12 protein-coding genes and 1 pseudogene are annotated in these 11,793 nt (G+C 62.6%); 1 reads left to right on the top strand and 12 read right to left on the bottom strand.

Translation table 11 applies throughout. The features are described 5' to 3' along the window. Positions 1-4: 4 nt before the first annotated feature. The 4 genes and pseudogenes from NUW12_03490 to NUW12_03505 form a co-directional block, all read right to left on the bottom strand. Positions 5-1,051, bottom strand: coding sequence for a rod shape-determining protein (locus NUW12_03490; GenBank protein MCR4401833.1), 1,047 nt, complete (start codon positions 1,049-1,051; stop codon positions 5-7). A gap of 97 nt (positions 1,052-1,148) precedes the next feature. Then, positions 1,149-1,814: pseudogene (gene radC, locus NUW12_03495) on the bottom strand (DNA repair protein RadC). A 44-nt stretch (positions 1,815-1,858) separates the two neighbouring features. Continuing rightward, on the bottom strand, positions 1,859-2,449 hold the full coding sequence (locus NUW12_03500) for a Maf family protein (GenBank protein ID MCR4401834.1): 591 nt from the start codon (positions 2,447-2,449) through the stop codon (positions 1,859-1,861). Between the two features lie 56 nt (positions 2,450-2,505). After that, positions 2,506-3,618 (bottom strand): FAD:protein FMN transferase, encoded by a 1,113-nt coding sequence (locus NUW12_03505; GenBank protein MCR4401835.1) that lies wholly within the window; start codon positions 3,616-3,618, stop codon positions 2,506-2,508. Between the two features lie 218 nt (positions 3,619-3,836). On the opposite strand from NUW12_03505, the gene NUW12_03510 reads away from it, so the two are divergent. After that, a complete protein-coding gene (locus tag NUW12_03510; GenBank protein ID MCR4401836.1) occupies positions 3,837-4,064 on the top strand; it encodes an alpha/beta-type small acid-soluble spore protein in 228 nt (75 codons plus the stop codon). A 223-nt stretch (positions 4,065-4,287) separates the two neighbouring features. On the opposite strand, the gene NUW12_03515 is transcribed toward NUW12_03510, so the two are convergent. The 8 genes from NUW12_03515 to NUW12_03550 form a co-directional block, all read right to left on the bottom strand. Further along, positions 4,288-5,115 carry an RnfABCDGE type electron transport complex subunit B gene (locus NUW12_03515; GenBank protein ID MCR4401837.1) on the bottom strand — a complete coding sequence of 276 codons (828 nt, stop codon included), beginning with the start codon at positions 5,113-5,115 and terminating at the stop codon, positions 4,288-4,290. A 24-nt stretch (positions 5,116-5,139) separates the two neighbouring features. Continuing rightward, a complete protein-coding gene (rsxA, locus tag NUW12_03520; protein MCR4401838.1) occupies positions 5,140-5,739 on the bottom strand; it encodes an electron transport complex subunit RsxA in 600 nt (199 codons plus the stop codon). A 35-nt stretch (positions 5,740-5,774) separates the two neighbouring features. Continuing rightward, on the bottom strand, positions 5,775-6,404 hold the full coding sequence (locus tag NUW12_03525) for an electron transport complex subunit E (GenBank protein ID MCR4401839.1): 630 nt from the start codon (positions 6,402-6,404) through the stop codon (positions 5,775-5,777). Continuing rightward, entirely contained in the window at positions 6,405-7,001 is a 597-nt protein-coding gene (locus NUW12_03530; GenBank protein MCR4401840.1) for an RnfABCDGE type electron transport complex subunit G, read from the bottom strand. Beyond that, the gene (locus NUW12_03535) at positions 6,994-7,947 is read right to left on the bottom strand and encodes an RnfABCDGE type electron transport complex subunit D (GenBank protein MCR4401841.1); all 954 of its coding nucleotides are present in this window, start codon (positions 7,945-7,947) and stop codon (positions 6,994-6,996) included. Before NUW12_03535 ends, NUW12_03530 begins: the two co-directional genes overlap by 8 nt. Before the next feature lie 42 nt (positions 7,948-7,989). Then, positions 7,990-9,321 carry an electron transport complex subunit RsxC gene (rsxC, locus tag NUW12_03540; protein MCR4401842.1) on the bottom strand — a complete coding sequence of 444 codons (1,332 nt, stop codon included), beginning with the start codon at positions 9,319-9,321 and terminating at the stop codon, positions 7,990-7,992. Positions 9,322-9,626: 305 nt separating this feature from the next. After that, positions 9,627-10,052 carry a nucleoside-diphosphate kinase gene (gene ndk / locus NUW12_03545; GenBank protein MCR4401843.1) on the bottom strand — a complete coding sequence of 142 codons (426 nt, stop codon included), beginning with the start codon at positions 10,050-10,052 and terminating at the stop codon, positions 9,627-9,629. 43 nt (positions 10,053-10,095) lie between these two features. Continuing rightward, positions 10,096-11,793, bottom strand: a complete 1,698-nt coding sequence (locus tag NUW12_03550; protein MCR4401844.1) for a formate--tetrahydrofolate ligase — start codon at positions 11,791-11,793, stop codon at positions 10,096-10,098.

Genomic DNA, 11,793 nt, shown 5'->3' on the forward strand with positions numbered 1-11,793 from the left:
ATGGTTACCTTCTCTGTCCCACGCGTGAGGAGGCCGTCAGCATCCGGCGGTACCGATCCATTTCCTCGAGCGCCTTGCCTGCACCTCTCACTACACACGTAAGCGGCTCATCCGCACGGTGGACCGGCATTCCAGTTGACTCGGACAGCACCCGTTCGATGCCGTCCACGAGCGACCCTCCGCCCGATGCCACGATCCCTTTGTCGATTATGTCGGCGGAGAGCTCAGGCGGCGTTCTCTCGAGAGTCATCTTGACCGCCTCGACTATCGCACCTATGGGTTCGCGCAGCGCCACCTCTACCTCCCGCGCGGAGATTCGCACCGTCTTCGGCAGGCCGGATACCATGTCCCTGCCCTTTATCTCCATGGTCGCCTCAGGATCTCGGGGGCAGGCGGATCCCATGTGCTTCTTTATCTCCTCGGCCGTCCTCGTCCCTATGACCAGGTTGTAAACCTTCTTGACGTGTTGCACTATGGCCTCGTCCATTTCGTCCCCGGCGATCCGGATCGATTTCGATGCCACGATTCCACCGAGGGATATCACGGCTATCTCCGTGGTCCCGCCGCCTATGTCCACAACCATGTTCCCCGACGGCTCAAACACTGGAAGCCCTGCGCCCACGGCCGCTGCGAGCGGCTCCTCGATCAGGTAAGCCTCACGAGCCCCTGCCTGTAGCGCCGCGTCTATCACCGCCCGCCTTTCTACCTCCGTCACGCCGGACGGAACCCCTATCACTACACGGGGTCGGACGAGGGCACGACCGCGGTGCGCTCTCACTATGAAATGACGAAGCATCATCTCAGTCACGTCGAAGTCGGCTATGACGCCGTCTTTCAACGGACGAACAACTGCGATGTTCCCGGGGGTCCTCCCGACCATGCGGTTGGCGGCCGAGCCGACCTCGAGAATCGCTCCCGTGTCTTTGCGAATGGCAACGACCGAGGGCTCTTGGATCACGACTCCCTTTCCCTTCACGTAGACCAGGGAATTCGCGGTCCCCAAATCAATGGCGAGGTCCTTCGAGAAGAAAGCGAGCACAGGGTCAAGAATCACTTTCCACGTTCTCCCTTCCGGCAGTACAGGCAACTACGCCCAGCACAGGCTCGTGCCACGACGACGCCCGCGAGCCGGACACGACGGCAGGCGTCATCAGACCGAGTTCCTTGAGGCTTGAGTACCTGTTGTCTCCCACGATTATGTGGTCAAGCACTTCTATCCCTAGAATGAGGCCCGAGCTTGCCAATCGGCGGGTTATGGCTACATCGTCTGCGCTGGGTGTTGGATCCCCGCTCGGGTGGTTATGTACCAGGATGACACAGGCGGAGTTCCTCTTCAGGCACTCTTTGAACACTTCTCTCGGATGAACCAGAGAGCTGTCCAGACATCCCACCGACACCGTCACGACGTCCAGCACTCTGTGTTTCGCGTTGAGCAGCACCACCCTGAAATGCTCCCTGTCGAGATAGCGCATCTCCCCCATGAGGAGGCGCGCCACGTCTCCCGGCCCAGTCACCTGGGCGAGTTCCTCGGGATCCAGAGTGACCGCTCTCCTCCCGAGCTCAACGGCGGCCTTCAGTCGCACCGCCTTTGCGGGACCGATCCCTTTCTGAGCGGCAAGATCGCCCGTAGAGGCCGCGGCTATGCCTCTCAGGCCCCCGAAATCCCGCAGAACGGCGCTTGCGAGGGCCAGGGCGGTCTGGCCACGCACTCCCGTTCCGAGTATTATGGACACCAGCTCCGCCGAAGAGAGCGCCTCGGGGCCCGCCTTCATGAGGCGTTCCCTGGGTCTCTCCCGAAGAGGCATCTCCTTCATGGTGAACGACGAGCTTCGCTGCGTCGAGTCGTTTCGCATGCCCCTCACCCCCGGAAGACCGTCCGCATGAGGTCCACGCCGATGGTGTCAGCAAGGGTCACCAGCCGTGCTAGGGGCAGGCCGACCACATTGAAGTAGCATCCGGAGATCCTCTCTACCAGCAGGGCACCTCGACCTTGTATCGCATATGAGCCCGCCTTCCCAAGCGGTTCGCCCGTGGCGACGTACCCTTCGATGTCTTCCTCGGAGAGATCAGCCATGAGCACTTGGGTTATCTCGTAGCAGGACGCTTCGAGCCCGGAACGCGAGTCCACCACGGCAAGCCCGCTTGCAACTTGGTGCCACCGCCCTGACATCTGGCGAAGCATGTTCCTAGCGTCATCAGCATCGGCCGGCTTGCCGAGAATCTCCCCATCGAGCACGACCACGGTGTCGGCCCCGATGACTAGAGCGTCATGCTCCGTGTGCGAAACGTGGCGTGCCTTGCGCAACGCGAGCGCCGCCACGCTCTCCCCAAGGTCGTCGCCACCCACCGTGTCTTCGACTATCCCGCTCGGCACGACATCGAACCGAAGCCCGATCTGCCTCAAGAGCTCGGCGCGCGCGGGCGACGCAGACGCAAGAACAAGCCTCAACCTGACATCCCACCCCTGGCGAAGCAAGTGAGAGTCCGACCGCGCTCGAGACGACCTCAGTGCCCTGGGAACCCGGGGGAGTACACTAGCTGTCCGCGCGAGTCCACTACCATCGCCGAAACGCCTTCTAGGCCTTCTAGGATCTTTAGGCCTTCCGACGGGCCCAGGACGAACACCGCCGTTGACAGGGCGTCGGCATCGAGCGAATTCGGCGCAACGATCGTGACGCTTTCCGCGAGGTTGGCCGGCATTCCCGTCTTGGGATCGAAGATGTGGTGATACCTCTGCCCCTCAGCGATGAAAAACCGCTCGTAGTCACCGGAAGTCACGACGGCTGCGTCGCTCACCTCAACCACCGGGCCTATCGTGTCTGTTGGGCTGGATCCCCTCGGATCCCTTATGCCTATGTGCCAGGGTGTTCCGTCAGGCCGACTCCCCACAGCGACGATGTTTCCGCCCGCGTCTATGAGAGCATGCTTGACTCCGCGCTCTCGCAGCACGGCGGCGGCCCGGTCCGCGGCGTATCCCTTCGCGATGCCCCCGAGATCTAGGCACATGCCCGGCGTCGCAAGTCTCACCGTCTTCCGCACGGGGTCGAGCTCGATCGCACGAAAACTCACTAGCGCCACGGCCTTCGCGAGCGCGTCGGGATCGGGGACGCGCGGATCGTCGCCCCCAAACCCCCAAGCGTCCACCACAGGCCCGATGGTGACGTCGAAAGCACCGCCGGAGGCCTCGGACCACTCGAGCGCCCTCTCGATGAGCATGAACGCCTCCTCGCTGACCTGGACGGGCTCGGCCCCGGCCGCCTGGTTCACCCTGGAGACATCGCTCGTCGGGATGAACCTGCTCATAAGGGCCTCCACGCGGCGCATCTCTTCGAAAGCCGCGGCCACGGCGCTCTCGGCCGCTTCACCGAAGGCGCGAATGCTGACATAAGTATCCATCATGAACTGGCTGTCAACGTATCCGGCATCTTCGTCCGCAGAGGCTGCCGCGTCTTGCCCCAAGACAGAGCCTTCCTCAGAGGGCCAGAGAAGCCGCTGAAACACGCCTGTCCTCACAAGCGCATACCCCGCAACAACGAGGACACCAATGAGGAGGATGATCAAGAGCAGCTGGCCACGCCGCCCTCTCTCTCTCCGCCTGCGTCCGTACTCCCATTTCAAACAGACCGCACCCCCCGACTGATTTCCCGGACACAGTGTATCACTTCTACTAAACCCTGACAAGCAGCCCTTCGGGCTAGTCACAGAGGCATCGCGGGGTCGCACGGGCAGTCGATCCTCACCGCGGTCGCCGGTGCTCTCCGTCATATGCTCGCGTGATGTGGAGACAATAAGACAAAGATGCCCTCTTGGGCGAAAGAGGAAGGAGCGGGCACGCATTGGGAAGGAAGAAGAACAACGACCGCTTGAGAACCCTGCGCCAACTTGACCGGTTGAAGTGGGAGACCGCGGAGCACCTGGGACTCGCGGATGACGTGGGAAGGCCTCGTGAACTCACCGCCCGGGAAGCGGGCAAGCTCGGCGACCAAGTGGCGAAAAGATCCGTAAAGCAGGGAGAGCAGGCCATCCGGCGCGAAGGCGCGAGGAAGGCGGAGAAGAACCTCTGACCTCCTGGTCCCGGTCGACCGCGGTCGACCGCGCCTGAGCCACATTGACCCTTACGAAGAGGCTGCCGGTGCCCCTGTACGGAGGACACCGGCGCGCAAGCCGCGTCGTGCATCTCGTCCGGTGCCACGCGCGGCCCGGTGCGCCCCGTCTTACGAACACCGGCAGCCACTTTTCGGGTGGAAATGCCCGGCATGGTCACTCGATTCATGCCGGGCGCCCCGGCTAGCTCGCCGCAAGTGAGCCAGTGTCAGCCTTCGCGCCTCTCACCACTATGCACTTGGTCGGGCACTTCTCCACGCACTTGCCGCACGCGTCGCACTTCCCCGCGTCGATGACGGCGAGATTGTCTTCCATGGATATGGCACCTGTGGGACAGACTTTGACGCACAGCCCGCACCCGATGCACCCGACCTTACATGTCTTCCGGACCTCCGCGCCACGCGCGTGCGACCTGCACAAGACTGTCACCGATTGCGATTCCGGCACCATCTCGATGATACCCCTCGGACAAGCCGCAACGCATCTACCGCAGGAAGTGCACGCATCCTCGTCCACCACCGGTATGCCCTCAGGCCCCATGTGGAGAGCGTCAAAGGCGCAAGCCGCGACACATGACCCCAGGCCGAGACAACCGTATACGCACGCCTTCGCGCCGCCCCCAACGAGTTGAGCGGCCTTGCAGTCGCGAAGGCCGTCATACGTGAACCTCGAACCGCAATTGGCCGCACCGCCTTGGCACAGAACCCTGGCTACCTTTCTCGCCTTCGCCTCGCCGGCGTCAACGCCCATGATGGCGGCAACCTTCGCAGCCACCGCTGCGCCTCCCACGGGGCACCCGTCCGTCGGTGCCTTGCCGGCTACTATCGCCGCCGCCAGCCCGCTGCAGCCCGGAAAGCCACACCCGCCGCAGTTGGCTCCGGGTAGGACCTCCATGATTCTGTCTTGTCTGGCATCCTGCTCCACCGCGAACTTCTTGGCCGCGAGAGCGAGCGCGAGTCCGAATACCGCTCCCATCAGCCCGAGGCCAAGGACCGCTTTGACGTATATCATACCTTGCTCACCCCTCGCCGAATTCTACATGACGCCGAAAAGCTCTTTGAGCCTGAACCCCGCGAATCCCAGAAAAGCGATGGACATGAGGCCTGCGGTTATCAGGGCCATGGGGAAGCCTTTCAGCGACTCGGGTATCGGCGCGAGGTCCATGCGCTCTCTTATCGCGGCGAACAGGATTATCGCCAGCGTGAACCCGGACGCGCCCGCGATGCCGTTCACGGCGGCCCCAAGAAGGTCGTAGTCCTCGGTGATGTTCAGAATCGCCACCCCCAACACCGCGCAGTTGGTGGTGATGAGCGGCAGGTAGATGCCGAGGGCCTTGTACAGCACTGGGCTCACCTTCTGGATCACCATCTCGACGAGCTGAACAAGCGCCGCGATCACGAGGATGAAGGCGATGGTCTGTAGGTAACCCAGGCCAAGCGGCACCAGCATGTAGTGCTGAACCGTCCAGGTCACGACAGACGCCACCCCCATCACGAACACGACCGCCATGCCCATGCCCGTGGCCGTCTCGACTTGTTTGGACACGCCTATGAACGGGCACACTCCGAGGATCCTCGACAGGATGAAGTTGTTCAGGAGCACGCCTCCGAAGAATATGACAAGTATCTCACCCATGTGGTATTCCTCCTGTCACGGTTCGCCGTGCGGCGTCACGCCTGAGCCGTCTTCTTACCCCGACGGCTCAGGGAATTGAGAAGGCCTATCAAGAGCCCCAAGGTGATGAAGCCTCCGGGAGGCATGATCATGAGGACCGCCGCGAGACTGCGATCGAACACCTTGACTCCGGCAAACCCAAAATCAGGCACGGCAATGAGGGTGCCCGTCCCGAGGAGCTCCCTTATCGCGCTCAGACCGGTGAGTGCCAGCGTGAAGCCGAGCCCCATGCCGAGGCCGTCCGCGAGCGAGTACCATACCCCGTTCTTCGAGGCAAACGCCTCAGCCCTTGCAAGTATGATGCAGTTCACGACGATGAGCGGAATGAATATGCCAAGCACCTCGTGAAGCCTCGGCACGAAAGCAGCCATCACCAGATCGACCATCGTCACGAACGAGGCTATGACCACGATGTAGCATGGGATACGTATCTTGGACGGAATCACGTTCCGCAACATGGAAATGATCACGTTCGACCCGACGAGCACGAACGTCGCTGCGATCCCCATGCCTATTCCGTTGGAAACTGCCACACTCGTCGCCATGGTCGGGCACATTCCAAGGAGTATCCTGAAAGTGGGATTCTCCTTCACGAGTCCCTTTGAGAATTCGGACCTAAAACTCACTCACCAGACCCCCTCTCGCGAAGCAGCCTCGAACACTCGAAGAGCTTGGTCGACGGCACTGGCTACCGCCCTGGACGAGATGGTCGCTCCGGTGATAGCCTGCACTTGCCCGCCATCCCTCGTGACCTTCACCGTGGCCCCTGCGCGCAGCCCGAGGAATCTCTCTTGGAAGTCCTTGCTAGTGATGTTCGCACCCAGCCCAGGCGTTTCGGAGTGCTTCACCACGGTCAATCCGGTCACCACGCCATCGCGCGACACGCCCACGACTGCATCAATGGGCCCGCCGTAGCCGGAAGGGGCGCAGGCAAACGCGACCCCGGCGACTTCGCCGTTCTTGTATCCGATGTACACCGTGCCAACGACAGAAGCCTTTGACCCGCCGTCCCCAGCCTGGGAACCGACGCTCGAAAGCACCCTGTCTGTCTCGTCCTTGAATTCCTCAGCCTCGGGCACGACCGCCCTAAGCGCCTGCTCGAGTCGAACGGCAGCCTGAGATGCGATCCTCTCCTCTGTGATGTCGTTCACCACCGCGAGCGAACCCGCAGCCACCGCACAGATGGCAAAAAGGATGAAGCCCAGCTTCCAGACGTCACGCACCCTTCTTCACCTCCCCGAACTTGCGGGGCACCGTGACCCTATCTATGAGAGCAGTGGCGGAATTCATGATCAGGATCGCGTAGCACACGCCCTCCGGATAGCCGCCGAACAGCCTGATGAGGACCGTCAGAACACCGCACCCGATCCCGAAGGCGATCTGGCCTTTCGGTGTGACCGGGCTCGTGACGTAGTCCGTTGCCATGAAGAACGCGCCCAAGAAGAGCCCCCCGGCGAGCATGTGGAACAGCGGGTCCTCTCCAAAAAGCGCCGCCAGAACCGCCACAGTGCCGATGAAGCTCGCCGGAATGCGCCAGTTAATGTGCCCGCGCCAGATCAGGTACGCAGCTCCGATCAAGATCGCCAGGGCTGATGTCTCCCCGATCGAACCCGCCACGTTCCCGAGGAACAGGTTGACGTACGGAGTCTTGATGCCGCCCAACCTCAGAAGGGCAAGTGGGGTAGCGGAACTCAGCGCATCGAAGTCACTTATCCACGCTGCCTCGAAGAGTGGCCACCTCCACCTCGTCATGGCCACGGGCCATGAGGCCAGGAGCACCGCCCGCCCGATGAGCGCCGGGTTGAAGACGTTCTGGCCAAGCCCGCCGAAGATGAACTTGGCGATGGCCATGGAGAACACCGCCCCGATGGCCCCGATCCAAAGCGGCAGGTCGGGCGGCAACACCAGGGCAAGCAGCAGCCCGGCCACGGCGGCGCTGTAGTCTCCGATGGTGATAGGCTTCCTAAAGAGCTTCTCGAGCCCCGCCTCGGTGGCTACCGCCGCCACCACGCACACCAGCATCATCGCGAACGCCCGAAGCCCGAAGAACCACACCCCTGCCAGCGACGCCGGCATCAGAGCAAGAATGACGTCGCTCATGATGACGGGCGTTGATACTGCAGTCCGCTGGTGCGGCGACGAAGACACTACGAGTCCTGTTGCATCCATTTATCGATCCCCCCACAAGCGAACGCGCTTACAGCGCCTGGCTCAGCTCGCCTGGGCCTTGCGCCTCCTCGCCATGATCTCCGACTTGGCAAGCCTGATGGCCTGCACGAGACGCCTGCGCGACGGGCACACGAAACTGCAGCACCCACACTCGATGCAGTCGAGGGCGTTCACGCGTTCCGCGTCGCCATACCTACCCGCTTCCGCGTAGCTCGCTATCCAAAGCGGCATGAGCCTCATGGAACACGCCTCCACGCACTTTCCACACCTCACGCAGGGCATCGGCCCGGCGGGCGCAGCCTCCTCTTTGCCCAAGAGCAACACCCCTGATGTCCCCTTCGTAACAGGGATGTCCGTCGTGAACTGCGCCACTCCCATCATCGGCCCACCGATTATGATCTTCGCGGGCGGGGAGGAGCACCCCCCGCAGGCCTCTATGAGATCGCTTAGAAGCGTTCCTATCCTCACTTGCACGTTCTGCGGCTCGGCAATGCAGGAACCTGCCACGGTCACGACCCGCTCGACAAGGGGCATCCCTGAGCAAACGGCGTCTTTCACTGCTGCAGCGGTCCCCACGTTGTTTACCACGACCCCCACGTCCACGGGAAGCCCCCCGGATGGGACCTCCCGCCCGAGGATCGCCCAAATGAGCTGCTTCTCGGCGCCCTGCGGGTACTTGACTTTGAGCGGAACGACAGATATCCTCTCGTCGCTCTTGGCCGCTTGGGATATGGCCTCGATCGCGTCTGGCTTGTTCTCCTCGATCCCGACGTAGGCCTTCTTGACGCTCGTGGCCTTGAGAAGAAGCTTCACGCCGTCCACCACGTCCCCAGCCCGCTCCACCATCAACCTGTGGTCTGCGGAGAGGTACGGCTCGCACTCGGCACCGTTTACGATTACCGTGTCGAAGCTCTTGCCAGGCGGCGGCGTCAGCTTGAAATGAGTGGGGAACGCCGCGCCGCCCAGGCCGACTATGCCCGCTTCGCGGATTATGGTCTTAATCTCGTCAGCGCTGAGCTCATCCGCGTCCCTCCTCGGCTCGACGTGCTCGTCGAGGGTGTCCGCGCCATCTGACTCGATGATGACGGACAGAACCTCTCTCCCACCAGACTGTGGATGTGGTGACACTCCCACGACCTTTCCGGACACGCTCGCGTGAACGGGTGCCGTCAGCCTAGCCGGGCTGTCGCCGATCTTCTGCCCAGTCTTGACCGTGTCTCCCACCTTCACAAGAGGCTCACACGGCGCGCCGGTGTGCTGGTGGAGGGATATTACGACCCTCCCAGGCGGGCCCAGCCTCCTTATGGGCTTCGACGCGGTGTCCTCTTTGTGGTAGTGGGCGTGTACTCCTCCCCTAAAGGTTTTCGCTACCATGGCAGCCAAGCACTCCTCCTTACGCCTGGCGTCGCGGGGCTGGCCGCGAGCCGCATACAAAGGCGAGCAGGCGCTCTCGTGCGCCTGACCCGCGTCGCAAAGCATCATGGACGTGTTCTTGCGGACGTGTTCTTGCGGCGTGTCCCGCGATACGTCGTATGGCCGACTTATCATTATTCCTCGGCTTCTGTCGATTCTCCTTCTGTGCTACACGCCGTTTTCGATCCAAGACGACCCTCGCGCGCGTAGAGCGGGCTCCCCGGCGTGCCAAGAGCCGTCTCGTGCACCCGCGCACCGACCACGACTCAAGTTATCAGGCTTTGCGCGTCCCCGGGAAAGAAGATCCCGACTTCCCGCTCATAGCTTTCTCGGGAGTCCGAGGCATGGACGACGTTCTCCGGGAGCGTCCCACCGAAATCCCCCCTGATGGTGCCCGGAAGCGCCTCCGCCGGGTTCGTGGCGCCCACTAAGGTCCTCGCCACCTTCACCGCGTCGCCCTCACGCTCGAGCACGATGAGGGCCGAAGGGCCTCGCGTCACGTAGTCAAGAAGTCCCGGGAACATCGGGCGGTCAGCAAGGTGCTCGTAGTGGCGCGCGGCGTCCGTCCTCGCGATGGTCCTCATCTCCATCTTGACGATGCGGAAGCCCCTTCTCTCGAAACGTTCGAGCACGGTTCCAACAAGCCCACGCTCTACCCCATCGGGCTTCACGATTATGAACGTTCGCTCCATCATTCAACGTCCCCCCACGCGCTGCCCCGCCTGGCCGCGATGCTTAGAACAACCCGACGATCTTCCCGTCGTCGTCGATATCTACGTTCTCTGCGGCGGGACGCGCGGGCAGACCGGGCATGGTCATCATCTGGCCGCACAGCGGCACGAGGAACCCCGCGCCCGCGGACGCTCTTACCTCGCGGACGGTCAGCTTCCACCCGCGGGGAGCCCCCCTGAGCGACGGATCGTCGGAGAGCGAAAGCTGCGTCTTGGCCATGCAGATGGGCAGTCCGCCCAGGCCCTGCTCTTCGATGACCTTGATGTCGCGCTCCGCGGTGCCGGCGTATACGACTCCGTCGGCCCCGTAGATCTCCGTGGCGAGGATCTCGATCTTCTCCTTCACGGAAAGCTCGAGGTCATACAGGAACCTGAAGTTCGGCTCATCCCGCTCCAAGGCGTCAAGGACCGCTTCGGCAAGCTCTCGCCCGCCGTCGCCGCCTCTCGCCACGACCTCGGAGACTGCCGAGCGCACGCCGAGCTCCTCGCAGTGCCTCTGCAGGTACTCGAGCTCCTCGCGGTCGTCCGCGGGGAACCTGTTGATCGCCACGACGACCGGCAGGCCGAACTTCTTTGTCACGTTCGTCACATGCTTGTCGAGGTTTTCACAACCCTTCGCCAGCGCATCCAGGTTCTTCTCGGCGAGCTTGCTCTTGGCCACGCCCCCGTGATGGTGAAGCGCGCGTACAGACGCGACCAGCACGACAACATGCGGGCGCACTTCAGTTATCCTGCACACTATGTCGAAGAACTTCTCGGCGCCCAGGTCGGCGGCGAAGCCGCCTTCCGTGACCACGTAGTCCGCAAGCCGCAGAGCTGTCTCCGTTGCAAGAATGGAGTTGTTTCCGTAAGCGATGTTGGCAAACGGCCCCCCGTGAACGAAGGCCGGTTGCCCTTCCAGGGTCTGCACGAGATTCGGCTTGATGGCGTCCTTCATTATGACCGCCATCGCCCCAACGGCCTTGAGCTCAGAGGCCGTGACCGGCCTCCCTTCGTACGTGTATGCCACCACCAGCTTCGAGAACCGGTCCTTGAGATCCGAGAGAGATCGAGAAAGCCCGAGGCATGCCATGACCTCCGAGGCCACGGTGATGTCGAACCCGCTCTCCATTGGAAACCCGTTGGCCTTGCCGCCCAGGCCCACCACGATGTTTCGGAGCTGCCTGTCGCTTATGTCCATGACGCGACGCCACACGACTCGCCGCGGGTCTATCCCCAGTTCGTTTCCCTGATGGATGTGGTTGTCGACCATCGCCGCAAGCAGGTTGTGAGCAGCCCCCACGGCATGGATGTCCCCGGTGAAGTGGAGATTGATGTCCTCCATTGGCAGTACTTGGGAGTACCCCCCGCCGGCGGCACCGCCCTTGACGCCGAAGGTCGGCCCGAGCGACGGCTCGCGCAGCGCGACCATGACCTTCTTGCCCAGCTTCCCCAGGGCCTGCGTGAGCCCCACCGCAGTGCAGGTCTTCCCCTCGCCGGCGGGCGTCGCAGTGATAGCTGTCGTGTAGATGAGCTTGCCGTACGGACGGCTCTTGAGCCGGTCGATGGCTTCCAGCCTTACCTTGGCCTTGTACTTCCCGTAGTACTCGATGTCGTCCTCGGTCAGCCCCACCTTTGCGGCGATGTGACCTATTGGCTCGAGCCTTGCGCTTTGCGCTATCTCGATGTCGGGAGGGATCCTGCCGTACGTCGCTTCCGCCAT

The sequence above is a fragment of the Bacillota bacterium genome (assembly GCA_024653485.1).
Taxonomy (GTDB): Bacteria; Bacillota; SHA-98; order UBA4971; family UBA4971; genus UBA6256.

Coding starts and splice junctions, on each gene's coding strand:
- rsxC (MCR4401842.1), bottom strand. CDS start 9,321: ATGGTAGCGAAAACCTTTAGGGGAGGAGTACACGCCCACTACCACAAA.
- NUW12_03550 (MCR4401844.1), bottom strand. CDS start 11,793: ATGGCGGAAGCGACGTACGGCAGGATCCCTCCCGACATCGAGATAGCG.
- ndk (MCR4401843.1), bottom strand. CDS start 10,052: ATGGAGCGAACGTTCATAATCGTGAAGCCCGATGGGGTAGAGCGTGGG.
- rsxA (MCR4401838.1), bottom strand. CDS start 5,739: ATGGGTGAGATACTTGTCATATTCTTCGGAGGCGTGCTCCTGAACAAC.
- NUW12_03535 (MCR4401841.1), bottom strand. CDS start 7,947: ATGGATGCAACAGGACTCGTAGTGTCTTCGTCGCCGCACCAGCGGACT.
- NUW12_03515 (MCR4401837.1), bottom strand. CDS start 5,115: ATGATATACGTCAAAGCGGTCCTTGGCCTCGGGCTGATGGGAGCGGTA.